The sequence below is a fragment of the Streptomyces sp. NBC_00984 genome, from assembly GCF_045162475.1.
Lineage (GTDB): Bacteria > Actinomycetota > Actinomycetes > Streptomycetales > Streptomycetaceae > Streptomyces.
This window is the reverse complement of sequence record NZ_CP108736.1, coordinates 124,037-148,729: the sequence shown is the minus strand read 5'-3', so window position 1 is coordinate 148,729 and position 24,693 is coordinate 124,037. Positions and strand designations below refer to the sequence as shown.

Below are 24,693 nucleotides of genomic sequence, written 5' to 3'. Positions count from 1 at the left end.
CCTGTTTCTCATTTCGGGGGCGGCCGGTGCCCCACTACTTCAAGGAGTTCCCCGCCGTGGCGAGTGCCCGCTCGAAGTCTCCGGCCCGGCGCAAGCCGCGGCCCGCCCGAACCTCAAAGACCACCGCGACCAGGCCGAAGCCCAGCACCGCTGCCGCTCTGGTCGCTGCGCCCCGTGACCCGGTCGTCGTCGCGCCGAAGCCGGTGCGTCCGGCCGCTGATCCGGTGGTGGCCGATGCCCGGGACCGGGCCGCCGACGTCGCCGACCTCGTACGGGAGACCGCGCACCGTGAGATGCAGCAGGTCCTGGCCGACGCTGAGCTCCGCGCCCAGGACCTGCTCCGCGCAGCGGACCGCCAGTCAGCCGCCGTTCGCGCGGCGGCTGACGGTCACGCCCGCCAGGTGATGGCCGATGTCGTCGAAGAGGCAGGACGGCGGTTGCGTGAGTCCACGGCCGACGCCGATATCATCCGCGCCGCGGCCGACCGGGACGCGGACCAGATCCGTGACCAGGCCCGCAGCGATGCGAGGAACGAGCGGACGGCGGCACGGGCTCTGGCCGCGCGCCACCGTGCGGAAGCCGCCCGGATCGGCACGGCGATCGAGAAACGCGCCCAGGCGCAGGCCGAGCAGCTCCGGTCCGCCGCCGGCCGCGAGGCTCAGACGCTCCTGGCAGCCGCCGCCGACGAGGCCGCCACGATCCGGGCCACCGCTCAGGGCGTTCTGGACCGGGCGGGTGCGGAGGCTGATCAGCAGCTCGCCTCCGCCCGCACCGAGGCCGTGTCCGTGCGGGTCCTGGCGCAGGCCGAAGCGGCCCGGGTGCGGGAGGAGGCCGAGGAGGCGTCGGCCGGACTGCGTGCGTCGACCAGCCAGGAGCTGGAGGCCGTCCGTGCGAAAGCTGCTTCCGAGAGTGAGCGGCAGCTGCGTGAGGCACGCGCGGCTGCTGCCCGGATGCGTGAGGACGCGGCCCGGGAGCAGGAGACGGCCCGTCAGGAAGTTGCCCGTGTCCGGCGCCTGGCCGAGGAGGACGTCAGGCGGCTGCGGGCGACCGCGGCCGAGGACGCCGAACGCACCGCCCGCACCGCCCGCGAAGCCGCTGACCGGCTTGTGGAGCAGGCCCGGACGAAGCGGGACGCCGACCTTGAGGCCGCTGAGAGCGTCCTCGCGCAGGCCAGGGTGAGGGAAGCGGACGCGGAGGTCACGCTGAAGGCCGCCAACGACGCCCTGGCAGAAGCAGCTGCCCGGATGCAGCGGGCGACCTCACGGACCGAGCAGGCGCTGGAACGCAAGCGCCTGAAGAACGAGGCCCGTACGGCGAGGCGGGACGAGAAGGATGCCCGGAAGGCGAAGGCCCGTGAGGCACGGGCCGTACGTCGGGCCGGGCAGCCGGCCATGGCGGACCGGGTCAAGAAGTTCGTCAAGGTGAACGCGGAGCGGTTGATGGTGGTCGGTCCGATCACCGCGCCGATGGCGGTCGCGTGGACCGGGCAGGCCGGGTTCGCCGGGGACATCCTCGGCTGGGTCATGCCGTTCACGATCCTTTTCGCCGCTGCGTGGGAGCTGTCGACGGCGTTCGTCGGGTGGATGTACCACCAGGCCCGCCGGGGCGGGGATGCCGGAACCCTGTACCGGGTCTCAACGTGGATTTTCGCGCTCGGTGCCGCGGTCATGAACTTCTGGCACGCCTCCGGCGAACCCGTGCCCGGCAGCCGGATGTGGGACGACGCGGCCCAGGCGTGGACGGAGCAGATCACCTACTGGCACTTCACGCCGAAGGCCGTCGCGTTCGCCGCCATGTCGATTGTCGGGATGGTGCTGTGGGAGCTCTACGCCTCGCTGATCCACCGCCGCACGCTCCGTGAGGACGGCAAGGTCGCCAAGGCGCGGCCCTCGATCGGCATGGTCCGCTGGATCCGCTACCCGGTCCACAGCTTCACCGCCTGGTCCCTCGCGATCACCGATGCGCGACTGACCACCCTGGACCGGGCCTGGACCGCGGCCGGTGCGGACCTCGCGGACCGCAGGGCGGTCCGGACCGGACGGGCCCTGCACCGTGTCGTCGTCCCCCGTATTGGGACCGACGACCACGGTCCGGCCGCCATCCCCACGGTCCTCACTCTCACCCGCATGGACCGGTCCGGACCAGTCGACAGCCCCGGTCCGGTCCGCCCGGTCCAGCACGACCGGTACCCGGTCCGGTCCGGTCCGGACGACTGGCACGCGGTCCACGGTCCGGTCCGGTCCACGGACCGCCCGGATCGGACCGCCGGACCGGCCCTTGCACTGGAGCCCGGTCCGACGGACCGCACCACGATTGACCTGCACGGTCCGGCCGGTCCGGACCGGAAGGCGAAGAGCGTGCCCGCCACGCACACCGCACCGGTCACGCGCGGCGTGACGGTCCGGACCGGAACCCCGGACCGGACCGGACCGGTCAGCGGTCCGGCAGAAAGCGCCGACAACGCTCCGGACCGGGGCACGGAAAGCGGTCCGGACCGGACCGTCATCACGCTCACGGACCTGGAACGGACCGCGCTGGACCGGCTCCGGACCGAGGACCGGCCGCTGAACCGGTCCAACATCGCGAACGCGGTCCGGACCGAGGGCGGGTCCATCGCCACGGACCGCGCCGGTCAGATCGCCGTCGCGCTCAAGCAGCACGCGGTCCGCTGACCGGACCGCACAGACCGCGCCGGACCTGGCCCCGCATGGTCGCCACCAGCCCCGCCCACCGGATCAGTCCGGCCGGCGACGACTGGTGGTGCGCCACGGCCGCCAAGCCGAACGCCGCTCCCGGCCCGCTTTCCACGGCCCGGCCAGGAGCGGCTTTCCCATGCACCCCCAACCAGCAGTCAGGAGTGGAATCACCATGGCCTTTTTCGGCCTGATCGGCAACGACCAGAAGCTCGCCACGCAGGAGTACAGCGGCCGCGAGTCCGCGAGCGACAAGGCGGCCCGCAAGCGCCGCGAAGCCCACCACCGCAACGCCCGGTCGGCGGACCGGCAGGGCCAGGCGTGGGAGGCATCCGAGCGCGCCCGCCAGGACCGCGGCGGCTGGTGGCGCACCCGCTGACCAGCCCGCATCCCGTCACCCCGACTTCCCGGAGGGCCGTGACACCAGCATCTGGTGTCACGGCCCTCGGGCCTCAACTGGAGGACACCGTGCTGTTCGCCTGCCTGCACATCCGCCGTCCCCGCCGCCTGAACCACCTGCGGCGCCTCGCCCTCGCCGACGCCCCGGTCACGGCGACCCGCCTGCCCGGCCGACTCCTGCCCGACACGCAGTACGGCCCCGTACCGGCGCGCCTGCCCGATGGCTTCCACCCCGCCGACCCCGTACTCGCACCCGTTCCGGCCGGCCCGGCCCCCGCGGACGCAGCCGAGCGCGGTGTCCGGGCCTGGCTCCACACCAACCAGGTCGGTCGCCGCGACCTCGTGACCAGCCCCGATGAGACGGGAGACAGGTGGTGACCGACACCACGCACATCCGCCACGCTCAGCCGATCGAGCCGACCACTGTCGAGCTCTCCGGCGAGCGCACCGACCGGGTAACGCCCCCTCCACCACCGCCTCCGTCCCAGCCGCCGACGCCGCCGCCGGCGAGCCCGGAACCGGTCCCGCCGCCCCGACGCGGAACACCCCCTCCGCCCCCGCCGCCGGCCGGGCCTCCGGCGGCGCCTCCATGGTCCTGGGGCGGCGGTGTGATGGCGCCCCAGGCGCCCCCTGCACCCGCGCCGGTGGAGCACCACTACCACTACTACCCCGCCCAGCAGGACCGCCCGCCGCGGTTCAGTGTCTCCCGGCTCAGCCCGGTCAGGAACGGGGCCGCCCTGGTCGCGGGTCTGCTTCTGCTCCCGGTGACGGGCAAGGCGCTCCACATCTGCGGGGACGAGCCCGGCGTCCTGATGGCCGCGCTGGCCGTCGCCGGAATCCTGGAACTGCGCACGCACAGCCGTGTCAGGTCCTGGCTGGTGCGGGTCCTGACCTGCAATCTCCTCGTCTCCACTGTGGTCACTCCGGCTGGGCTGTACCTGTACGGCTATCTCCTCACCGGGGTGTGGTCATGACCGGTGCCCAGTTCCTCGTCCTGGCCGGTGCCGTCTTCTCGGGCCTCCTGGCCACCGCTCTCCTCTGCGGGGAAGGCCGGGCCGTGCTGGCGTTCCTCCGGGCCGCCTGGGAGACCGCTGCCATCGGCGTCGTGCTCGGCGTCCTCACCCTGCTCGGCGCCGCCATCGCGTTCGGTACCGGCCCTCTGCTCGGCGGCCTGGACAGTCCCATGGCGTCCGTCGTGGCGGTGGTCCTGCCGTGAGCGTGACGCCGGCCCAACTATCGCTCGGAGGCTTCGCCCTGGCGGCCGCGGTCCTGGTGCTCACGCTCGCCCGGTGGTGGCGCACCGGACGCGAGGCGCCGTCGGCGGCCGCCATCGCGGGCGGCCTGGTGATCGGCCTGCTCAGCGCCCTGTGCTCCGGCGGCCTGCTCGGCTGGGCCGCCCGCCGCACCGTCACCACGATCACCAACCCCCTCGGGAACGCCGTCGCCGGTACGGGCAGCAGCCGGCTGCTGCCCGAGACCGCACCGTCCGGCATGAGCCCCGGCGGCGCCGTCGCCACGACCGTGCTCCTGGCCGTCCTCGTCCTCGCCTGGCGCTGCTGCGACAACCAGCTGCGCCGCCAGATCGCGGCCGGCGCGCTGGTCGGCTCGGCAGCCGGGCTGACCGCGGCGGCGTCGGGCCTGGCCGCCCTCACCCTCATCCCGGCCGTGAACCACCTCGGCGACCAGATCACCGCCGCCCTGCCCTTCCAGTAACCCCTCTTCTTCCTTCCCCCCTTTTTCGTATGTGACCGGAGGTCACCGTGCTCAACCTGCCCACTTCCACCCTGACCGCCGGCGGCCTGGCCATCGGCCTCGCCATCCCGGTCCACTTCGCCGCCCACTGGCTCAAGGCCAACTTCAAGTCCAAGAAGAAGGACTGGAAGACCCTGATCCCCTTCGCGGGCGGAATGGCCTACGGGGGCATGGCCTCCATGTGCACCGGCGGCCTGATCGCCTTCGGTGCCGGGGCCATCACCTTGTTCGGGAACGGCGCCGGCAGCCTGGCGTTGTGGGGGATCACCGGCGGGGACGCCACCCGGGCCGTCCGCGCCACCCCGGTCGAGCTGACCGCCGACGGCAACATTCTGCTTTTCCTGCTGACCGTCGTGGTCTTCGGCCTGTGGAAGGCGATCAAGTCCGAGGAGAAGAAGCTCGCCAAGCGCGGCATCGTCGCCGGTGTCCTGCTGGGCCTGTCCGCCGTCCTCGGCGGTGCGGTGGCCGCCACCGTGATCCCCGCCGTCAACGGCTTCGGGACGCAGCTCCTCGGAAACGTCGGCTGACTCCGCTCCCCCGACCGCCGTGTCCCGGCGCCATCGGTCGCCCGCACCCACCCGCACCGCCCCTCCGCCCCCGTGGCCAGGGGCGGCCCGTGTGTGCGGACGGCCGTCACCGCCCGGCCCCAGCCCCTGTCCCTGGAGAAGGACCATGACCCACCTGCCCGACCGGATCATCGTCGACGCCGAGTTCGTTGACGACGACGAACCCACCACCAACACCGGTTCAGCCGACCGGCCAGACCGCCCCGGCCTGGCAGCCCGCGCCGCCACCTTCCTCAGCGCGGCCGCCCTTCGGGAGGCCACCGCCGTCCGCGAGGGCCTGCGCGTCCTGGGCGCAGAACGCGCCGGATGGTTCAACAGCGACAGCACCCTGGTCACCGACGCCCATGTCCGCGCCGACCTCCTCAACGACCGCTACGCCACCTGGCAGCAGGAGGCGGCTCGCGAGGTGCAGCGCCTGATCGAGAAGGCCGAAGCGCTGGAGAAGTCGGCCGACGAGAAGGTGGCCGAGGGCAGTGCCGACGACGCCGACCCGGCCGACCACAAACGCGCCAGCAAGGGCGCCGAGGCGCTGCGTTCCGAGGCCGCCGAGTGGCGCGAGCGCGTCCGGCAGGTCGAGCTCCAGCCCTACACCGGACACCGCGAGCCCACCGCCGCGGAGCTCGCCACCCACCGCAAACGCATGGGAAACCGCCGCCGCTGGAAGTCCATCGCGGCCGGTGTGGCCGCAGGGTGGGGCATGCTCCAGTTCGGCGGCCCCACGCTCTTGGGAGGCCTCCTGAGCGGGCTGGTGGCCGTCGGCTGGGCCAAGGGGCGGTTCACCACCTGGCGCGCGGCCCCACCGGAGATCCCCCAGCTCGACTACGCCGCACCGGCCACACCCACCACCGCCTCCCCCGGCGCGACCGCGTTCATCCCCGGCCAGACCTGGCCTACCGGGCCGGTGTTCACCAAACCGGCTACGGCTGCGTCCGGGGCCGGGGCCGGTTTCACCGCGTCCTGGACCCCAGCCGACTCCCCTGCCCCGGCCGCCCCGTCCGGCCCGGTGGAAGGGGAGCTGGACTGCGAGGAGACCGACCAGCTCACCGAGGCGATGCTCGCCGCCGGAGCGATCAGCGAAGGCACCGTCCGTCTCGCCCGGCCCGACGCGATCACCCGCGTGCCCGGAGGATGGCTCGCGCACATCGTCCTGCCCAAGGGCGACGGAGTGACCGTGGAGACCGTCCTGCCCAAACTCGGACAGGTCGCCGGGGAGATGGGCCTGGACCGGGCCCGCTTCTTCATGGACCCGGTCCACGCCTCCGCCGGCGGCAACGCCAAGACGATCGCCGTCGCCGCCTTCCAGGAAGACCCGTTCACCACACCGCGGACCTCGCCCCTGGTCGGCATGGACTCGGTCGACGTCTGGGCCGACGGCATCCCCGTCGCCTTCGACGCCTTCGGCGCCCTGGTCAATTTGGTCCTCAAGGACACCAGCCTGGCCCTCGGCGGCGCCTCCCGCTCCGGCAAGGGCGCGGCCCTGCGCGGCATCATCGCCGGCGCCCTGCTGGACCTGCGAGTGAACCTCCGTCTGGTCGACGGCAAAGCACCAGGGCAGGACCGCTGGAGGAACCTGGCCGCCACCTTTGTCGACGAGCCCGGCACCAAGGGCGCCAAACGCACCCGCGCCCTGCTTGAGGCCCTGGTCGCCGACCTGGACCGCCGTGCCGCGATCCTCAAGAGGTACGGCATGGAACAGATCGACGACCCCGACCTGATCGCCGAGCTCGGCGGCCTCGAGCTCGTGGTCGTCGACGAAGCCGCGGCCATCACCGGCGACAAGAAGCACGGCGCGGCGATCAAGGAAGCGCTCTCCTCGCTGGCGGCCCGGGGCCTCGCGTTCGGCATCATCCTCGTCATCGCCACCCAGGTCGTCACCAAGGGCAATGACGGCGTCCTGCCCCGCCTGGTCACCGGCAACATCACCTGGAAATGGGCGATGCGGGTCACCGAGACCACCGAATCCAACATGGCTTTGAGCCAGGGCGCGGCGAAGGCCGGCTGGGACGCCTCCACCCTCGACCCGGCGATCCGCGGCATGGGCATCCTCCTCGCCGACCGCTACCGCCGCATCCGCTCCCTCTGGCTCGACGGCCCCGACCTCCTCGCCCTGATCGACACCATCACCCATACCCGTACCGCTGCCGGACGGCTGCGCGGCCAGTGGAACGACCCCATCGAAGCCGCTATGCGCGGCCTGAGCACCCCGGCACCCGGACACACTGCGTCACCAAGACCAGCCCCGCCGGTCGACGAGTACGACGACATCGACGAGGGCCAGGACGACGGATTCGGCCCCGAGGGCGAGGACGACGGCGGGGAGCATGACGGCCTTGAGGACGACGGGTTCACCGCCGACGGCGTGCCCGTCCTCCTCCTCCGCGCACACGAGGCGGTGGTCGACGCGGGCGGCCGGATGCACACCGGACCCCTCGCCGAGGCGCTCGGATACGAGGACTCGCGGAAGCTCGGGATCGACCTCAACGCACTTCTGCGGGAGGTCGACGTCGAGCGCCCGGCAGGCGGTCAGCTCCGTGTTCCCGGCGCCGACAAGCCCGGCCTCGGCTACTACGCCGAGACCCTCGCCACCGCCATCGACAGATACCGAGAGTGACCACAGCACCCCCAACACCCCCTACAGCGGCATCCCAGACACCCCGTCTGGGATGCCGCCCCTGTATGGGGTCCTGACCTGCATGTATGGGGTGTCTGGGATCAGGGACACCCCCCGGAACCCCGCCCGGACGACCCCATACAGCCACCCACCGCACCCCACCCCAGACAACCCCGACACCCCATACACCCTCACAACCCGTCACCCCCGCGCAAGAGGACGAACCCCCGACCCCGCCGCCGAACCCACCACCGCAACCACACCCCCGCGCCCGCCGACACCAGCACGACGCCGACGGGCCCGGGGCCCTGCCCAACGACAACTGGAGGACGCTCATGCCCATCCCCCGCCCGCGCCGCCGAACCGGCCGGCCTCGCCCTCAACGCCCCGGGCCCCGCCACCCGTACCGCCCCCCGGCCACCAGGACCCGGAACACGTGACGCCCCGGACCCGCACGAAGCAGCGCCGCACAGCCACCCGGGTACCCCGCAGCACCACCGCACTGCCCGAGTACGACCGCGGCGCCGTACCCGCAGGACTGGTCACACGGCGTGAACTGAGGGCAAGGAACCTCAGCCCGGGAAACAACGAAGGCCCGGTCGCGATCCTGCGTTGCAAACTGTGCGCCACCCGGCCGGACTGGTCCTGCCGCCACCCCACCCGCGGCTTCCTCCTCCGCACCGACCTCGCAGCACCCAAGAGGGTGTCGACGCTCGCTCAGGAATGGGCACTCGACCGGGCGATGGCCGCGAGAACCACCTGCCCCCGGTGCCAGCGCCGCTACGACTACTGCCTCCCGCTACGCACCCAGGGCGTCTGCGACCCCTGCGACAAGGGCTACGAGCCCACCCCCGGCACCTACACCGCTCCCCCGGCCAAGCACCTCCCGGCCGCCTGACCCGAGAGAACCACCACCCATGACCATCAGCACCGACCCCGCCGCCAGCACCGAATCCGCCACGGTGAACAAGAACCTCGACGCAGGTTGCGCCGACACCGCCACGGAACTCGCGCGCATCGACGGCAAGGCATCCTTACTGCTGGCGTTCGACGGCGCGGTCCTCGCCGGACTCGCCACCCTCGCCGACAAACCCCTCCCCCTCCCCACCCAGATCGCCGGCTCCGCCGCCATCCTCGCCCTGACGACCGCCGCAGTCCTGCTGCTCCTGGTCGTACGCCCCCACATCGGAGGCCGGGGGCGAGTCATCCGCGAGGGCTTCCCGCACTGGGCACGGCTGAGCGAGGACGAGCTCGTCACCGCGATGCGAGAGGACACCCGCGCGATCCGGATCAAATCGCTGTCCGCCCTCACCGTCGGCAAGTTCAACCGTCTGGCCCTCGCGGTCGACGCGATCCTCGCCGCCCTGGCCCTGCTCCTGGTCGCCGCGGTCCTCGCGGCCACTGGATGAGCAACTGGCCGCACGCGCTCGCCCCGATCCTCATCGCCGTGGCGGCCGCCACGGTCCTCCCGCCCACCACGGCGACGGCGGCGGTCGCGCTCAGGGCCAGCTACCTCAAGCCCTACGCCGACCTCCCCCACCGCGTCGGGAAGCACCCCGCCCAAGCCGGGCTGCGCCTGCACCTGGCCACCTCCACCCCCCTCCACTCGCAAGGAGAACGCACGTGAAGACCACCTTCACCGGCACCATGCAGCCGCTCGACACGACCATCCCCGACCCGGCGCTCATCGTGATGATCGGGGCGTCCGGCAGCGGCAAGAGCACGCTCGCGAGCAGCTGGCCCGCCACCCAGGTCCTGGAGCTCGACGCCTTCCGGGCGATGATCGCGGACGACGCCGGCGACCAGTCCGCGACCGAGGCCGCGATCACCGTCATGCACGCCGCCCTCAAGGCCCGTATGGCCCGCCGGCTCACCACGGTCATCAGCGACACGAACACCGACCCCTACGTCCGCAAGAGCCTTATCGACGCCGCCTGCGCCCACGGCGTGCCCGTCGTCGCGCTGCTCGCGGCGACCCCGGCCGACGTCTGCGTGCGGCGCCAGGCCGTCCGCGAACCGGCCCGCGCCGTGCCCGAGGACGTTGTACGCCGCCAGCACGCCGACGCCGTCGCCGCCTTCCCGAACCTGCGCGGCGAAGGCTTCGACCACGTCGTCTTCGCCGACAACATCCACCGCCTGGAGCCGCTCCTCAAGCGGGCCAGCGACGCCCGCCGCCGCGACATGGGCTGGGACGGCAGCGACGGCCTCGGCCCCCTGCTCCTGGTGCGCCGCGTCTTCGGTCCGGACGTGCTTCCGCTGTGGACCTGGCGCGACGGCAGCGGCCTGGCGGGCGGCGACCGGGTCGGTGAGATCCGCCTCGGCAAGGACCGGCTCGTGCTCGCCCTGCGCACGAACGTCGACGGCGAAGGCGACTTCGGCTTCGACCTGCTCACCTGCTGCCCGTACGACGACGAGTGCGACGCGCGCGCCTGGCAGCCCGTGCACTCGGTGACCGACCTGCTCATCGCGCACGCCAGCGACAAGCCGCACCCGGACACTGTGTGCACCGTCCACGGCGGGTCCGACGACCACGACCAGGGCGACGACCCCGAGGGTTGCGCCGATCTCGAAGCGCAGGCCCTGGAGGCGATCAGCGGATGAGCTCCACCGGCGCCTGGCCGCCGAACGACGTGACCCCCTCACCGGCGCCCAGCGTCGCGCCGCCTTCGAGCACCGCGCCCGGCGCCTCCTGGCCCGCCACCACCACGACACGGTCGTCTGCCTGGTCGACCTCGACCACTTCAAGGGCCTCAACGACACCCACGGCCACGCCGCCGGGGACACCGCACTCGCCGCCACCGGCGAGCGCCTGGCCCAGTGGGCCGGACCGAACGGCGTCGTCGGCCGTCTCGGGGGCGACGAGTTCGCCGTGGCCACCCGCCGCCAGGACGGGATCGAGCAGCACCTCCAGGACCTCGTCGACGTACTGCACGAGCCCGTGCCCACACAGGCCGGCCCGCTGCCCGTCGCCGCCTCCGTCGGCGCGGCCGTCCCGGACTACCTCGGTATCCACACCCTGACCGCCCTGCTGCGCGGCGCGGACGCGTCGATGTACCGAACCAAGCACTCCGGCCGCTACGGCTGGGCGGAGATCGAGGACCTGGACACGCCGACGGTCAACGGCCGCCGCGCCGGGCGCCCCGGCACCGCCCTGCCGGAGCGTGCCGCATGATGGGCGACCTCATCGGCGGCATCACGATCCGCCAGCCCTGGGCCACCTGCATCCTCGCCGGGAAGAACCCCGAGAACAGGCCCGCGAACTGGCCGTGGCGCGGCTGGGTCCTCCTCCACGCCGGGAAAGCGAACCCGGACTCCACCCTGCTGCGTGACCCGCTGGTGGCCACCGCCATTCGAGGCCGCGAGCTCCACCTCGGCGCAGTCATCGGCGTCGCACGTCTCACCGACTGTCACCCCGACCAGGGATCCGAGCACTGCACCAGCCCCTGGGCGCACAGGGACGTTCACCACCTGGTCCTCAACGACGTCCACGAACTCCCGCTCCCCGTGCCCGCCACGGGTGCGCTCCCGGCCTGGAAGCCGACGCAGGACCTCGTAGACCGCGTCCTCCAGCAGCTGCCCCACCTACGGCCATGACCCGCAGGAGCAGCAAGACGCCGCTGTGGGAGCCGGACTTGTCGAAGCCGAGCGCCTGTTCCTGAACCTCAGCCCCGTGGAGCAGCAGGTCGCTGCGGCCCGCACCGTCGCCCACACGCGAGCGCCGCCGTACGGGGCGGCGATCACGCAGAGCACGTTGCTGTCAGACCCCCACACCCTCTACCGAGAGGATGAAGATGCTTTTCCTTGTTCGTCACGCCGAATCTATTGAGAACGCCACCAAGTACACCGGTTTCTACGAGAACCCCCGTCCGTGGACCGGGCCGGCCGCGCATGCCCTGTCCCGGGACGTTGTAGGCCTGACGCCCCGTGGCTTTCTCCAGTGCCTGTGGCTGGGGAAGACACTGCTGGAGCTGACCGGACCCGACCCGTTGATCCACACCTCGCAGTACCGCCGGGCCCGAGATACTGCCGTGCTTGCTCTGCCCGCCCGGCCCTACGAGGTGACCGCGCTCCTCAACGAGCAGCACTACGGAGCAGCCACCTACATGACCAAGGAAGAGCTGTACGCCACCTATCCCGAGGGGACGCAGGACCGGCAGACCCGCAAGCACCTGTGGACACCTCCCGGCGCCGACGGAGAGTCCCTCGCCTGCGGTGTCCTGCGGCGAGCCACGGCTTTCGTCGACAGCCTGCACACCGCGTCCGCAGTGGATGTCGTGGCGTTCACGCACCACACCACGATTCTCGCGCTGCGCGCGGTCCTGGAGCGCCGGCCGGTGACCGAACTGGTTGACGAGGCCCGTGTGTGCAAGACGCCCAATGCCGCCATCCTGGTCTACGAACAGGCTGATGGCCTCTTCCACGCCCGCGGCACCGTTCAACCGGTCTGCTGAGGAGGCCGCGGCCATGAACGACGTGCTGTACATCAGCGGGCCCGTGCAGAACGGCCCCTTCACTCTTGCTGAACGGCCGGGCAAGGCGGCCGGTATCCGCGCGGCCGAAGCACTCAACACCCTCCTTGATGTCGGTCCAGTCCCGCATCTGTGGAACACCGTCACTCTGGCCGGAGACCTGCGCCACCGTGACGCCCCCGACCGGGACACCGTCAGCCGGCAGGAGCGGGAGGAACGCGCGATCGCCGCCAAGTACGCACCGGGCACCGCCCCGGCCGGTGGCGTTCTCACCGACACCACGCCCGTCGTGGCCGCCCTCGCGCTGGAGATGACCGAACGCCTCCTGCTGGAAGGCGACCTGGCGGTTTCTCCCACCAGGGTCCATCTCTGCACCCGCTGCGGTCACATGACCGGCGCCGTCGCCCACGCCTGCCGGATGTGCGGGCACCAGGGATCCCGGCCTCACACCCGGCGGTTGCTGGTCTGGGACCGGCCCCCCGGCGCACCAGTGCTCGCACGTGATGACTTCCACGCACACCGGGCCCGGCCACCGGGACATCTGCTGACCATCGCCCAGAACGTCCCGGAGCAGGTGATCCTGTCCCGCACCCGCGACCACGGCATCAGCCTCGCGCCGCTCGGGCTCGACGGCCTGGTCCTGGACCCGCGGGCCGGCGTGCACATCGCCGTGCTGGCCGCTGCTGCCCGGCACGGCGCCGGGCAACCGGTGATGACGGTCACCGAGAACGCCGCGGCAAACGTCGCCGCCTACGGGGCCATATTCCGGCGACACAACGAAACGCGGCTGAGGTACGCGCTGCACGGACGCATCCCGTACGACGACACCGCGGCGCTGCAGCGGCTGTGCGAGGTGCACCGCGTCAGCCCCGCACTACGAGAGCTGTTCCTCGCCTGGTTCCTGCCACTGTGCTCACTGCACATCCGGGCGGGCATCACCCCGGCACAGCTCCCGGGCCTGCTGAAATTCTGGCGCCGCGCCCACCTGGCCCGGCCGGACACACCCGGGAGTGACGTCCCCGCCGAACTGCGGCGCCGCGTCGCGGCCGGTGATATGCGCTGGGTCATGGACGTCCGGACCCTGTCCCGGGCCATCCCCGAGCACCCGGCCACCCACGGCTTCGCACAGGAGCCGGAAGGAGCGAGCTGATGAACGAGAACAACTGGCGGTTCGTCAAGAAGCGGACCGCCGCCGACGGCGCGGTGTACGTCTCCGCCGACAAAACGCGCTACCGGCGCACCGGCGGAGCCGAGCTCCAGGCGGAGGCAGAATTCCAGCGCCGGATCGCGGACCTGGACTATCCGGTCCCGCACGTCCTGGAGGAGGGCTTCACCGACGACGGCCACTACTACGTCGTGGAGGAGTCACTGGGCGACCAGACCCTGCACGACCGGGCGGTGGCGTCACTGGACGGCGGCCGCGACCTGCCCGACGACATCGCCGACACCGCCGCGCAGGTCGCCGCCCGGCTGCTGCGCGCACAGGCCGCCCACCTCGTCCAGCCCACGCCCGGCACACTGCGGCAGTGGCTGGACAGCGCCGGGTTCACCCAGAACGTCTTCGAGGAGAACCCCGACCTGGACAACCCCCGGACGCACGCAGTACTCGATCACGCGCTGGACCGCCTTGGCACGGTTCCGCTGGTGCAGGGCCACCTCGACTACGGCCTGCCCAACGTCCTGTCGGCCGGGGTCATCGACTGGCAGCACCACGGCCTGGTGCCACTCGGATACGACGTCCTCCCGGCCCTAGAAATCATCGCCTTCAAGGGCGGCAACAAGGGCTACACCCAATACCGGGGGTCTGTCAAAGGAACGGTGTAACTCAGGTTGTTGGAGTTACTGACGGGCTGCGGAGAGGCGGCCGTCGAAGGTGATGTCGAAGGCGTTGAGTGCGGTCTTCCAGCGCATGGTCCAGCGGGCCTGGCCCTTGCCGGTGGGGTCCAGGGACATGATCGCCATGTAGACGCACTTCAACGCGGCCTGCTCGTTGGGGAAGTGGCCGCGGGCCTTGACCGCCCGGCGGATCCTGGCGTTCACGGACTCGATCGCGTTCGTCGTGCACACGATGCGGCGGATCTCGGTGTCGAAGCGGAGGAACGGGGTGAACTCTTCCCACGCGTTCTCCCAGAGCCGCACGATCGCCGGATACTTCCGGCCCCAGGCGTCGGCGAACTCGGCGAACCGCTCGAGGGCGGCCTCCTCAGTCGCCGCGGTGTAGACGGGCTTGAGGAGTTTGGCGATCTTGTCCCAGTCCTGGCGGGCGGCATAGCGGAAGGAGTTCCGCAGCAGGTGGACCACGCAGGTCTGCACGACCGTGCGGGGCCAGACGTTCTCAACGGCGTCGGGCAGGCCCTTGAGCCCGTCGCAGACGAGCATGAGGACGTCGTTCACGCCGCGGTTCTTGATCTCGGTGAGGATGTGCATCCAGTGTTTGGCGCCCTCGCCGCCGTCGCCGGCCCACAGGCCGAGGATGTCCCGCCGGCCTTCGGTCGTGACCGCCAGGGCCACGTAAATGGGCCGGTTGGCGACCGCGCCGTCGCGGATCTTCACGTGGATGGCGTCGATGAAGATCATGGGATAGACGGCGTCGAGGGGCCGGTTCTGCCACTCTGCCATGCTCTCGAGGACCTTGTCGGTGATCGTGGAGATCGTCTGGCGCGATACGTCGGCGCCATAGACCTCGGCCAGGTGGGCCTGAACCTCACCGGTCGTCAGGCCCTTGGCCGCGAGCGAGATGACCATCTCGTCCACGCCGGACAGACGCTTCTGCCGCTTCTTGACAATCTTCGGCTCGAAGCTGCCTTCCCGGTCTCGGGGCACGACTATCTCGACCGGGCCGACATCGGTCAGCACGGTCTTGGCCCGGGTGCCGTTGCGTGAGTTACCGCCGTTCTTCCCGGCCGGATCATGCTTGTCATAGCCGAGGTGGTCGGTGATCTCGCCCTCGAGAGCGGACTCCAGGAGCCGCTTGGTCAGCTGCTGGAGCAGCCCGCCCTCGCCGGTCAGCTGAAGGCCCTCGGCCTGAGCCCGTCCCACCAATTCATCGATCAGCCGGTCGTCCACAGACTTCGCCGGCACCGTCTCAGACGGCTCGACGGACTCGGCCTCGGTCACGTTATTGCTGGTCATCGATGCATCTTCCATGATCGGGAGTTACACCGAACGTTTTACAGTCCCGTGCCTTCGGCCGGGCTGTCCACGTCGATGGCGGGTGCGGGGACATTCACTGCCGGGCTCCTTGAGGGCATGTGTCGGTGGCCGTGGTGTTGGGGCGGTGGTGGTTCAGGTAGACGGGGAGGGCCTGGACGGAGTTGGAGATCAGGGACGGCACGGGCACGAGCGATTCGGGGTTGGTGGCGAGGGAGAGACCGGGGTACTCGCTGAACAGTGCTTCGAGAGCGATCGCGGCTTCCATGCGTGCCAGGGGTGCGCCGAGGCAGACGTGGGGGCCGCCGCCGAAGGCCAGGTGCCGGGCCTGGTCGCGGGTGATGTCGAACCGGTGGGCGTCCTGGCCGTGCTGGGCGGTGTCGCGGCCAGCCGCGCTGTAGGGGGCGAGGACGGCGTCGCCGGCGGGTATGGTGACGCCGCCTATGTGCAGGTCCTCGCGGGGGTAGCGGGCGAGGAAGTTGCCGATGGGGGCGTCCCAGCGCAGGGTTTCCTCCACGACGACCGGCCAGACGGACGGGCCGGTGCTCAGCGCCAGGTCGAGTTGGTCGGGGTGGGTGAGCAGGGCGCGCTGTGCGTTGGTGATGAGGCTGAGGGTGGTTTCGTGGCCGGCGGAGATCATCAGCCAGAGGGTGCCAGTCAGCTCTGTGTCGCTGAGGAGGTCGGGGTTGTCCCTCTGGACGGCGATCAGGTTGCTGGTGAGATCGTCGCCCGGTGTGCGGCGTTTGTGCGCGACGACCTTGTCGAGGAGTTCGTAGATGAGGCGTTGTGTCGCGAGGACTTCCTCGGGCTGTGCAGTGGAGTCGAAGATGGACCGGACCAGGCGCCGAATCTGGGGCCGGAGCGGTCCGGGGACTCCGATGGCGTCGCAGATGACGGTCATCGGCAGCGGGTAGGCCAGGTGTTCACGCAGGTCGACCGAGCCGTCCGGGCCGGTGCGCTCGGGCAGCGCCTGGACGAGGCGGCGGGCGAGTTCGGTGATGCGCGGGCGCATGGCCCGGAAACGTTCGGGGGTGAGAACCTGGGTGACGACGCGGCGCAGGCGGCGGTGGTCGTCGCCGTCGGCCGTCACCATGTTGGTGATCTTGACCATTCCGGTCAGCGGCCAGTCCTCGGGAATCCGGTTGGTGCGGATGTCCGTCCACCGGTGCCAGTCCTTGCTGACCCGGGGGTCGTTCACCAGCTCCGTCAGCAGCTGGTGTGTGGTGACGGCCCATGCTTCCACGTCGCCGGGAAGGATCACCTTCACGACCGGGCCGAGCTCTCGCAGCCGTGCGGCTTCGCCCTGGTGGTCGGCGCCGGTCGGGTCCAGGCGCAGGACGGGAACGTGCTGAGTGGTGCGTTGTGGTGCCGTCATGATCTACCTCCGGTACACGGTGCGAGAGCGGGCGGACTGGGCTATCGGACGGAAGAGTCGGGGGCGGTGTTGCCGGCCGGGGCGAACGTCACGGGCAGGGATTCCAGGTGACGCATCCAGGGAGAGGGGCTGGACGTCACTGCGTCGGCGGGGACACCGAGTGTGATCCGTGGCAGGCCATGCAGGGCCTGTTCGACAGCGACGCGGGCGATCAGGCGGGCGGGAGTACGGGCCGGGCACTGATGCGGGCCCGCGTTGAACCCGAGGTGGGACCGGTTGCCGATCTCCCGCTCCGGGTCGTTGGTGTGGATCCGCGGATCGGTGTTCGCCGCAGCCAGTCCCAGGATCAATGGCTCGCCGCGGATGATCCGCTGGCCGCCCAGCTCGGTGTCGACCAAGGCGTAGCGTGCGGGCATGTGCGTCATGCGGGCGTCTCCGGGTCCAGCCCGTCTTCCGTCAGGCGGTCGATGTAGCCCGGCCGTGGCGGCGTGATGGGGCCGGTGTCTAAACCCTGGCCCTTGAGGGCCTCGATGGTGCGGCGGGTCGCAAAAAAGGGCAAACCTCATTGTCACCTCAAGCGCGGCCTCGGCTACCGGGCGGGTGGCGTCCAGGTAGAGGACGGCACGAATCTTCTGGGTCTCGTTCTGCCGGTATTTCAGCGCCTGATTCCAGCGCTTGTGCGCCTTCTCGATCCACTCCTCGCGCTGGCTCGGAGAACGCTCGATGCGAGAGAGCGGGATCAGCGTGGTGGACAGCAGGTCCAGGTAGCGCTCATGCGCCTCGGCGAAGGCGAGATAGGTGGCCCTGCGCGACTCCCGCAGGGCTCGCATGTTCTCGGCCCTGACCTGATGGCGAGCCGTGCTGCGACCCGGCAGAGCCGCTGCGAGACCCGTCGCCCCGGTGCCGAGGGCTCCAACCGTGGCGCCGAGAACAGCGGCGAGTCCTGAGTCCATCGCGCCACTGTGACGGATCGGCGACGGCCGCACGAGATGATGATCAGCCATCTGTCGACGATGTTCCGCAGGCCGGGCCTTCAGCCGTCGCGCACCGAGGGATCCTCGCAGGCGACATCGTTTGGGCACTACCGGCGGGCATCGCTGTCGACGGTGTGTCGAGCGGTACAGCGGCCCGGCTCAGTCCACGTGTTCGTGATGCCATCGAAGCGACGGTCGATGACCTGGCGCCAACCAAGCGTGCCCTACGTGTGGGTGACCCGATTCGCGAGCGACCACGGGCTGCTGATGGAACATCAGCCACAGACTGTCAGCCCCCACCGGGCAGGTGTGTGCGAAACCTCCTGCGGAGGCCACATCCACCACAACGGGCATTGGCCACGCCTCGCTGCCTTCGACAGGAGCTTGACTCGACCCGCGGTTACGGCTGGCTCTGGCTGAGGTCCCCGAGGACCGGAGCGCTTGCGCGAGGACCGCAGGGCCACCCGTACGGCGAGTCGCTTCACGCGTCACTTTTATTGATCCGAAACGCTTTGGGTTCAGGCTCGTTGACGGTGTGTGAGTGATCTGGTGGGGGATGCGCGGGCCTGGTCGCCGGACGCGCAGGAGCCCGTGCGGTTGCTGGCAGTGTCCGCGCTGGTGGAGGGCCGGGACCGGGTAGAGGTCGCCGCCCTGTTCAAGGTGTCGGTCAGGGCCGTGGACAACTGGTGGGCGAAGTGGCGGGCCGGCGGGCGGGGCGCACTGCTCTCCCGCGCGCGGGGTCGTCGCGTGGGTGAGCATCAGGTCCTGTCGGAGGCCGAGCAGGCCGCCGTGCGGCAGGCTGTCCTCGATCGCATCCCCTCCGACCTGGGGCTTTCGGGTCAACTGTGGACACGGGGGCAAATAGGCGAGCTGATCTTCAAGCTGTACCGGGTCCGCTTCACCGAGCCCGGGGTGGGCAAGTACCTCAAGCGTTGGGGGCTGACCTTCCAGCGTCCGGACAAGCGGGCGGTCGAGCAGGATCCGGAAGCGGTCCGCCTCTGGCACGAGGAGACCTGGCCGGCGATCCGGGCCAGGGCGAAGGCGGAGAACGCCGAGGTTCTCTTCGGCGACCAGGTCGGGATCCGCTCGGACCAGGTCACCGGCCGCACCTGGGGTGAGCAGGGGCGGACGCCGGTCGTCCGCCGCACCGGGAACCGGTTCTCCGTGAACGCAATGTCCGCGATCAGCACCCGCGGCCGGATGCACTTCATGGTCTTCACCGAGTCGTTCGACGCGAAGGTCATGTGCCGCTTCCTCGCCCGGCTCGCCGGGCACTTCGACCGGAAGATCCACCTGATCGTCGACCGGCATTCGGCCCATCGCTCGAAGACCGTCCGGACCTGGCTCGCCGACCACAAGGACCAGATCGAGCTGCACTTCCTGCCTTCGTACTCACCCGAGCTGAACCCCGACGAGCTGGTCAACGCCGACCTCAAACGCAGCCTGCCCCACACCCACCGGGCCAGGAACCAGACCGAACTCGCCGCCGAAACCCGCAGGTTCTTCCATAGACGCCAGCGTCAACCACACATCGTCCGCGGCTACTTCGGCGGCCCGCACGTCCGCTACGTCCTGGACGAGAACCCTTTGAGTTTCTGATCAATATGACTTCGTGCGGCCTGCTGAGGCTTGCTGAGTGTCCGCGCCGGAGCTGGCATCTTGCCGCTGGGTCTCCTGGGGGCCGTGCCAGTCCAGGCACATCACGGTGGCATCGTCTTCGAGCCGGCCGCCAGCGGCGTCCAAGACCGCGGACGTCAGCGTCAGTGCGGTCTCCCGCGGATGCAGGTCCCGGGTGCGCTCCACCAGGGCGAGCAGGTCGACATTCTCCCCATGACGTTCGAGCATGCCGTCGGTCAACATGAGCAGACGGTCGCCGGGGCGCAGATCAATGTCCTGAACGCGGTAGGGGTGGGGGGCGGGCAGGGACAGGCCGAAGGGATGGTCTACCTCGCAGGTGATCACCTCCGGAGCCCCCTCGCGCATGCGCAGCGGCCAGGGGTGGCCGGCGTTGACGAGCTGGGCCTGGCCGGTGTGGAGGTTGATGCGCAGTAGCTGCCCGGTGGCGTGGCCGTGGGCGTGGTCGGCCAGGGCCTGGTCGGCCCGGTGGGCTTGCTCGGCCAGGTCGGCTCCTGCGCGGCGGGCGCTGCGCAGGGCGCTCACCAGGACCGTGGCGGCCAGGGCGGCGTCGGTGTTGTGGCCCATGGAGTCGGTCACCGACAGGTGCAGGGTGTCGCGGTCCAGGGCGTAGTCGAAGGTGTCGCCGCTGAGGTCTTCGGAGGGTTCCAGGCTCCCGCACAGTGTGAACTGTGCTGCCTCGCACGACAGTGACATGGGCAGCAGCTGGTACTGGATTTCTGCGGCCAGGGTGGAAGGCCTGGGGCGTTTGCCCCAGGCGTAGAGATCGGTGAACCGCCCGTTGGCGATCACGATGTAGGCCAGGATGTGGGCGGCTTCCCTGATCGCATTGAGGAAGTCCTCGCCGGGGTCGGCCGGCAGGAGCAATTCCAGCAGCCCGATGGCATCCCCGCGGTTGGTGACCGGCGCGATCACCCGCTGTTCCTGACCGGTCGCCTCCTGATACAGCCGCTGGGTACGGATCACCTGCTCGTAGACGCTGCCGGACAGGGGGAACCGCTCCGCTTCCCGCCCCAGGGTGCCGGCGACGGGCAGCCGCGCCACCGCCTTCCCCGTCAGGTCCACGATGAGGAAAGAGACCTTCGTAGCTTTAAAACGCCGCCGCAGGTCCTCCGCGACCACATCGACGGCCTCCACCGGCGCCGCCATCTCCGCAGCCGCCAGCAACCGGGCAAGTCCGCTGTGCTCAGCACCCACGACCACGCTCCCTACCAGCGCCCCTCATATCAGCTTGGGAACCGCCACGGGGAGCGTCAATCTGTGACCAGTCACAGTAAAGACCGCCCCGGCCTCGTCCAGGCGCGATCAACACCCCGAAGCGCAACAAGACGCCCTGAAAGCCGCAGGGTGCGAACAGATCTTCACCGACAAGGCGTCCGGCAAGCTCGCCCGCCGGCCCGATCTCGACAAGGCCTTCCTCGTCGCGTGCGAGGGCGACCAACCCGAACTCGGCCTGCGGCAGCCAAGGCCGATCCGGAGACCGCCGCAGTCCCGGCCTGACCGAACTCCTCCTGAGCAAACAGAGAATTGGGGGGCGACACGGATTTCCCGTGTCGCCCCCGGATTCTCTGTTACCAGGCTCTTCTACGCCCCCGCAGAGCGGGAACAGTCCAGGGAGAAAAGGCGACATGAACTGTCGCCTTTAACGTGCACGGTGGTGCCATGAACAAGAACAGGACCACCCAGTACACCGGCCAGGCCGGCCCGCTCACCGGCCGGATCGCGCTCGTCTCCGGGGCCACCCGCGGTGCCGGACGCGCCCTCGCCGTCGAACTCGGCCGCGCCGGCGCCACCGTCTACGTCACCGGCCGCACCACCCGCGAGCACACCAGCGAGGTCGGCCGGACCACGGAAACCATCGAGGAGACCGCGGAACTGGTCACAGCGGCCGGCGGCACCGGCATCGCCGTCCCCACCGATCACCTGGACGAGGCCCGGGTACGCGCCCTCGTCGAACGGATCGACCACGAACAGGGACGGCTCGACATCCTGGTCAACGACCTCTGGGGCGGCGAGCACCTGCTCGTCGGCTCCGTCTTCGGCAAGAAGAGCTGGGAGACACCGCTCGCCGACGGGCTGCGCATCCTGGAGCTCGGGGTGCGCTCGCACGTGATCACCGCGGCACTCGCCCTCCCTCTCCTGGTCCGCTCCAACGCGCCCCTGCACGTGGAGGTCACCGACGGCACCGCGGTCTCCAACCGCAGGTACCGCGAGAACCTCTACTACGACCTCGCGAAGAACGCCCCGATCCGGATCGCCTTCGGGCTGGGAGAGGAACTGGCGGAGTACGGGGGCACGGCGGTCGCCGTCACACCGGGCTTCCTGCGCTCGGAACAGATGCTCGCCCACTTCGGCGTGAGCGAGGACAACTGGCGCGACGCCATCGCCCAGGAACCGGGCTTCGCGATCGCCGAATCACCGCACTACCTCGCCCGCGCGGTAGCCGGGCTCGCCGCCGACCCGGACCGGGCCGCCCGCTGGAACGGGAAGTCCGCCTCCAGCGCGGAGCTCGCCAGGACCTACAACGTACGGGACATCGACGGCAGCCAGCCGGACGCCTGGGCGTACTTCGAGGACACCAGGTACGGCGGGAAGAACAGCCCTGCGGACGACTACCGCTGATCCACCGGCCCCGCGACGTAGAAGACAGCGGGGCTCCGCGCGTGCTCCCGGGGGCGGGTGCTGACCTGGTCAGGCCAGCGCACCTGAGCGCCCTTGCCCAGCCTTGTCAGACTGGGCAAAGGCAAAGCCGGATGCCATGTCAGCTTGGCAGAAGACATAGGGGCACCCTCAAGGCCCTGCTGGTCGTTGGCTGGTGCGGAACATCCTTCGCACCATCAGCCGGTCCATGCGGGACATGGCCGTACCAACCATCGGCGCCGGGGCTTCTACGGGGCGGTGCGGCGGTGGCGTTCTTGTCGGCCGTGCCGGGGTAATGAGCTGGGCCGGCCTGCCGTGTTCGCGCCCGGCACGCTTCTTCCGCGCTCCGCTGGCGGAGTGAACGCGCAGAAGATCGCCCGCTTCCGGCCAGGGCGGCCGGGGAGTCTGGTGCCGTGATCAAAACCGTGAAGCGTGTCGCGGCCTTCGCCGCCCTGGCCCTCATGCCGCTCGCCGTTCCCGCCACCACCGCCTCCGCCTCCTCTCCGGCCGGCGGGGTGCGGGCGGCGATCGACTGCCCGTCCGGCTACGTCTGCATCTACCCCGAGATCAACTTCGGCGGCCAGCCCTGGGTCCGCCGAGCCGTCGACGGCGGCGTCAAAGACCTGCCCTCCGCGATCCGGGACCGGGGCAGCTCCATCCGGAATAATTCCGACCGAACAGCCCGGGTCTACGAGAAGCGGAACTACTCCGGCCGCTGGGTGTGCGTGACCCGCAGCGGCGGCTCCATCCACGACCTGCGCGGCTACAACCTCAACGACCAGACCCGATCCCTGAAGATCAACCGCAACGACTGCGGCTGACCCGGCCACGAACCGGTGGCCCACCCCATTCCTCCGAGGTGGGCCACCACCGTGGGCCTGAGCAGTTGAGCCCGGGATGCCACGGTACGCACACATGCCGGTCACGTACGAAGTGCGTTCGATGAGGGCCGAGTGCCCGGGCCCGGCCGGCTGGGCAACGAGGGTAAGGCTTGGCGGGGGCGACTGCGTCGTCCACGATGGCCGCGGGGATCCTGGTGGGCGAGGCGTCCTTCTGGTCGTGCATGAGGCGGTCGTGCGGGTGCGGCTACAGTCGCGAAGGGGCCCGGAGCCACTGTCATTGGCTCCGGGCCCCGCAGGTGCACGGTGCGGGTCAGTCGGCCTCGGCCGGCGGAGCGAGAAGCACGAAGAACGCCTTGCGGTCCTCCTCGCTCAGCTTGCCGTCCAGGGCGACGGCCTGGCGCAGGGTCCGGAGCGTCTTGTGTGCCGGGATCTGCCACCGGGTGTGGGCCTCGCGCGGGTGCTGTCACGTTGTTGGGTTGCAGGTGCCTGACGGTGCGTCGTGGCCTGGTGGGGCCCGCGGTCCGGGCCTGTGGTCAGGCCCGTGGTGGGCCGGCCGGTAGCGCCGGTGATCTGGTCCCAGATTGCGAAGCGGACGGTCATCTCGGCTCGGTGGTCGAAGGCGGTCATCAGGTGGCGGTGAAGGCGGAAGCGGGGTGAGATGCCGCTGAACGCGGACAGGAACCGCTGGGCCCCGCCGACGGAACGGAATCCCTTCATGGCACGTTCGCGCTGCCGGATGGGCTGATGACTGTTCTCGGCCCGGTTGTTCAGGCCCTTGTGGGAACGGCGTTCCACCGAGGGCATGACCTCGCGGTGCGCCGCGCCGTAGGAACGGAGCTCGTCGGTGACGACCACCCGCGGCACCGTACGGGTCTTCTTCATCAGGCAGCGGAAGAAGCGCCTGGCCGCGGCCTTGTCCCGGCGGCTCTGCAGGAGGATGTCGAGCACGTTGCCGTCCTGGTCGACGGCCCGCCACAGGTACTTCCGCCCGCCGTTGATCTTCACAAAGACCTCATCCAGGTGCCACTTGTCCCCGGGCCGTGGCCGACGGCGGCGCAGTCCGTCCGCGTAGGCCTGGCCGAACTTGGCGGACCAGCGGCGGACGGTCTCGCAGGAGACGATGACCCCGCCCTCGAGCACCAGCTCCTCGACCTCGCGGAAGGACAGCGGGAAGCGGAAGTACAGCCATACCGCGTGCGCGATCACCTCCACCGGGTACCGGTGGCCCTTGTACGACGGCGACGCGGACGACACGAACGAATCCCTCCCCCGCACGACCAACCAGAAGATCATCCCACCCGGCCAGTCAACGTGACAGCGCCTTGCGGGAGTATCCGCTTGCTGGCATCCGACGGTGAGGAGCCCGGTGATCACTCAAGGAGTAAAGGTCACGGCGCGGTGCGACGACTGCGGTGGCGTGCTGATACTCGACGTTGGCCAGTACATCGACCATAGGCAGTTGTGGTGGGGCACCGAAGGTGCATGCACTGCCTGCCCCACAACGGGTGGTGCGAGCAGGACTGTGCGACATCCCTTGAGTTGCCCTGAGCCCTGTTGAGTCCTTTCCCCTGTGGCCAGGGGGGTCGG

24 protein-coding genes and 2 pseudogenes are annotated in these 24,693 nt (G+C 70.5%); 21 read left to right on the top strand and 5 right to left on the bottom strand.

Annotated elements, in window-relative coordinates:
- The first annotated feature begins 26 nt into the window (after nt 1–26).
- From OG520_RS44830 to OG520_RS44750, 17 genes are all read left to right on the top strand, one after another.
- Entirely contained in the window at nt 27–2,672 is a 2,646-nt protein-coding gene (locus OG520_RS44830) for a hypothetical protein (RefSeq protein WP_331737335.1), read from the top strand.
- Nucleotides 2,673–2,868: 196 nt separating this feature from the next.
- The gene (locus tag OG520_RS44825; protein ID WP_266773765.1) at nt 2,869–3,072 is read left to right on the top strand and encodes a hypothetical protein; all 204 of its coding nucleotides are present in this window, start codon (nt 2,869–2,871) and stop codon (nt 3,070–3,072) included.
- A 38-nt stretch (nt 3,073–3,110) separates the two neighbouring features.
- Entirely contained in the window at nt 3,111–3,470 is a 360-nt protein-coding gene (locus OG520_RS44820) for a hypothetical protein (RefSeq protein ID WP_266816722.1), read from the top strand.
- A gap of 230 nt (nt 3,471–3,700) precedes the next feature.
- Nucleotides 3,701–4,066, top strand: coding sequence for a hypothetical protein (locus OG520_RS44815; protein ID WP_331737332.1), 366 nt, complete (start codon nt 3,701–3,703; stop codon nt 4,064–4,066).
- Nucleotides 4,063–4,308 (top strand): hypothetical protein, encoded by a 246-nt coding sequence (locus OG520_RS44810; RefSeq protein WP_331737330.1) that lies wholly within the window; start codon nt 4,063–4,065, stop codon nt 4,306–4,308. Before OG520_RS44815 ends, OG520_RS44810 begins: the two co-directional genes overlap by 4 nt.
- Nucleotides 4,305–4,805, top strand: a complete 501-nt coding sequence (locus OG520_RS44805) for a hypothetical protein (RefSeq protein ID WP_331737327.1) — start codon at nt 4,305–4,307, stop codon at nt 4,803–4,805. Before OG520_RS44810 ends, OG520_RS44805 begins: the two co-directional genes overlap by 4 nt.
- 47 nt (nt 4,806–4,852) lie before the next feature.
- Nucleotides 4,853–5,371: a hypothetical protein gene (locus tag OG520_RS44800; RefSeq protein WP_266773775.1), complete on the top strand. Its 519-nt coding sequence runs from the start codon at nt 4,853–4,855 to the stop codon at nt 5,369–5,371.
- A 145-nt stretch (nt 5,372–5,516) separates the two neighbouring features.
- Nucleotides 5,517–8,021, top strand: a complete 2,505-nt coding sequence (locus tag OG520_RS44795; RefSeq protein WP_331737324.1) for an FtsK/SpoIIIE domain-containing protein — start codon at nt 5,517–5,519, stop codon at nt 8,019–8,021.
- Nucleotides 8,022–8,457: 436 nt separating this feature from the next.
- Complete coding sequence (locus tag OG520_RS44790; protein ID WP_266816729.1) at nt 8,458–8,919, top strand: RRQRL motif-containing zinc-binding protein; 462 nt, start codon at nt 8,458–8,460, stop codon at nt 8,917–8,919.
- 19 nt (nt 8,920–8,938) lie between these two features.
- Nucleotides 8,939–9,430 (top strand): Pycsar system effector family protein, encoded by a 492-nt coding sequence (locus OG520_RS44785; protein WP_266816730.1) that lies wholly within the window; start codon nt 8,939–8,941, stop codon nt 9,428–9,430.
- The gene (locus OG520_RS44780; protein ID WP_331737318.1) at nt 9,427–9,648 is read left to right on the top strand and encodes a hypothetical protein; all 222 of its coding nucleotides are present in this window, start codon (nt 9,427–9,429) and stop codon (nt 9,646–9,648) included. Before OG520_RS44785 ends, OG520_RS44780 begins: the two co-directional genes overlap by 4 nt.
- Entirely contained in the window at nt 9,645–10,622 is a 978-nt protein-coding gene (locus OG520_RS44775; RefSeq protein ID WP_331737316.1) for an ATP-binding protein, read from the top strand. The genes OG520_RS44780 and OG520_RS44775 overlap by 4 nt, the downstream gene beginning before the upstream one ends.
- A complete protein-coding gene (locus OG520_RS44770) occupies nt 10,519–11,193 on the top strand; it encodes a GGDEF domain-containing protein (RefSeq protein ID WP_331737532.1) in 675 nt (224 codons plus the stop codon). Before OG520_RS44775 ends, OG520_RS44770 begins: the two co-directional genes overlap by 104 nt.
- The gene (locus OG520_RS44765) at nt 11,190–11,615 is read left to right on the top strand and encodes a hypothetical protein (protein ID WP_331737314.1); all 426 of its coding nucleotides are present in this window, start codon (nt 11,190–11,192) and stop codon (nt 11,613–11,615) included. Before OG520_RS44770 ends, OG520_RS44765 begins: the two co-directional genes overlap by 4 nt.
- Before the next feature lie 197 nt (nt 11,616–11,812).
- Entirely contained in the window at nt 11,813–12,472 is a 660-nt protein-coding gene (locus OG520_RS44760) for a histidine phosphatase family protein (protein WP_406016803.1), read from the top strand.
- 13 nt (nt 12,473–12,485) lie between these two features.
- Nucleotides 12,486–13,640 carry a hypothetical protein gene (locus OG520_RS44755; protein ID WP_406016802.1) on the top strand — a complete coding sequence of 385 codons (1,155 nt, stop codon included), beginning with the start codon at nt 12,486–12,488 and terminating at the stop codon, nt 13,638–13,640.
- On the top strand, nt 13,640–14,314 hold the full coding sequence (locus OG520_RS44750) for a phosphotransferase (protein ID WP_331737305.1): 675 nt from the start codon (nt 13,640–13,642) through the stop codon (nt 14,312–14,314). The genes OG520_RS44755 and OG520_RS44750 overlap by 1 nt, the downstream gene beginning before the upstream one ends.
- Nucleotides 14,315–14,329: 15 nt before the next feature.
- Here OG520_RS44750 and OG520_RS44745 read toward each other — a convergent pair whose 3' ends face one another.
- From OG520_RS44745 to OG520_RS44735, 3 genes are all read right to left on the bottom strand, one after another.
- Nucleotides 14,330–15,622, bottom strand: coding sequence for an IS256 family transposase (locus OG520_RS44745; RefSeq protein WP_331737304.1), 1,293 nt, complete (start codon nt 15,620–15,622; stop codon nt 14,330–14,332).
- Between the two features lie 94 nt (nt 15,623–15,716).
- Entirely contained in the window at nt 15,717–17,015 is a 1,299-nt protein-coding gene (locus OG520_RS44740) for a cytochrome P450 (RefSeq protein ID WP_331737302.1), read from the bottom strand.
- A 41-nt stretch (nt 17,016–17,056) separates the two neighbouring features.
- Nucleotides 17,057–18,019 (bottom strand): hypothetical protein, encoded by a 963-nt coding sequence (locus tag OG520_RS44735; RefSeq protein WP_331737300.1) that lies wholly within the window; start codon nt 18,017–18,019, stop codon nt 17,057–17,059.
- 507 nt (nt 18,020–18,526) lie between these two features.
- On the opposite strand from OG520_RS44735, the gene OG520_RS44730 reads away from it, so the two are divergent.
- The gene (locus OG520_RS44730) at nt 18,527–19,588 is read left to right on the top strand and encodes an IS630 family transposase (protein ID WP_331737297.1); all 1,062 of its coding nucleotides are present in this window, start codon (nt 18,527–18,529) and stop codon (nt 19,586–19,588) included.
- Here OG520_RS44730 and OG520_RS44725 read toward each other — a convergent pair whose 3' ends face one another.
- Nucleotides 19,589–20,773 carry a PP2C family protein-serine/threonine phosphatase gene (locus tag OG520_RS44725; RefSeq protein ID WP_331737527.1) on the bottom strand — a complete coding sequence of 395 codons (1,185 nt, stop codon included), beginning with the start codon at nt 20,771–20,773 and terminating at the stop codon, nt 19,589–19,591.
- Nucleotides 20,774–20,930: 157 nt separating this feature from the next.
- On the opposite strand from OG520_RS44725, the pseudogene OG520_RS44720 reads away from it, so the two are divergent.
- The 3 genes and pseudogenes from OG520_RS44720 to OG520_RS44710 form a co-directional block, all read left to right on the top strand.
- Nucleotides 20,931–21,290: pseudogene (locus tag OG520_RS44720) on the top strand (hypothetical protein); the annotation flags it as partial.
- Entirely contained in the window at nt 21,287–22,246 is a 960-nt protein-coding gene (locus tag OG520_RS44715) for an SDR family oxidoreductase (RefSeq protein ID WP_331737293.1), read from the top strand. The pseudogene OG520_RS44720 and the gene OG520_RS44715, both read left to right, overlap by 4 nt.
- A 431-nt stretch (nt 22,247–22,677) precedes the next feature.
- Entirely contained in the window at nt 22,678–23,085 is a 408-nt protein-coding gene (locus OG520_RS44710) for a peptidase inhibitor family I36 protein (RefSeq protein ID WP_331737290.1), read from the top strand.
- Nucleotides 23,086–23,673: 588 nt separating this feature from the next.
- Here the strand turns inward: OG520_RS44710 and OG520_RS44705 are convergent.
- Nucleotides 23,674–24,399, bottom strand: a pseudogene (locus tag OG520_RS44705) (IS6 family transposase); the annotation flags it as partial.
- Nucleotides 24,400–24,693 lie beyond the last annotated feature (294 nt).

Bases quoted from the DNA above. Each gene is read 5' to 3' on its own strand.
- OG520_RS44825 (WP_266773765.1), top strand. From the start codon at position 2,869: ATGGCCTTTTTCGGCCTGATCGGCAACGACCAGAAGCTCGCCACGCAG.
- OG520_RS44810 (WP_331737330.1), top strand. From the start codon at position 4,063: ATGACCGGTGCCCAGTTCCTCGTCCTGGCCGGTGCCGTCTTCTCGGGC.
- OG520_RS44795 (WP_331737324.1), top strand. From the start codon at position 5,517: ATGACCCACCTGCCCGACCGGATCATCGTCGACGCCGAGTTCGTTGAC.
- OG520_RS44785 (WP_266816730.1), top strand. From the start codon at position 8,939: ATGACCATCAGCACCGACCCCGCCGCCAGCACCGAATCCGCCACGGTG.
- OG520_RS44780 (WP_331737318.1), top strand. From the start codon at position 9,427: ATGAGCAACTGGCCGCACGCGCTCGCCCCGATCCTCATCGCCGTGGCG.
- OG520_RS44765 (WP_331737314.1), top strand. From the start codon at position 11,190: ATGATGGGCGACCTCATCGGCGGCATCACGATCCGCCAGCCCTGGGCC.
- OG520_RS44760 (WP_406016803.1), top strand. From the start codon at position 11,813: ATGCTTTTCCTTGTTCGTCACGCCGAATCTATTGAGAACGCCACCAAG.
- OG520_RS44755 (WP_406016802.1), top strand. From the start codon at position 12,486: ATGAACGACGTGCTGTACATCAGCGGGCCCGTGCAGAACGGCCCCTTC.
- OG520_RS44750 (WP_331737305.1), top strand. From the start codon at position 13,640: ATGAACGAGAACAACTGGCGGTTCGTCAAGAAGCGGACCGCCGCCGAC.
- OG520_RS44745 (WP_331737304.1), bottom strand. From the start codon at position 15,622: ATGACCAGCAATAACGTGACCGAGGCCGAGTCCGTCGAGCCGTCTGAG.
- OG520_RS44740 (WP_331737302.1), bottom strand. From the start codon at position 17,015: ATGACGGCACCACAACGCACCACTCAGCACGTTCCCGTCCTGCGCCTG.
- OG520_RS44735 (WP_331737300.1), bottom strand. From the start codon at position 18,019: ATGGCTGATCATCATCTCGTGCGGCCGTCGCCGATCCGTCACAGTGGC.
- OG520_RS44725 (WP_331737527.1), bottom strand. From the start codon at position 20,773: ATGGCGGCGCCGGTGGAGGCCGTCGATGTGGTCGCGGAGGACCTGCGG.
- OG520_RS44715 (WP_331737293.1), top strand. From the start codon at position 21,287: ATGAACAAGAACAGGACCACCCAGTACACCGGCCAGGCCGGCCCGCTC.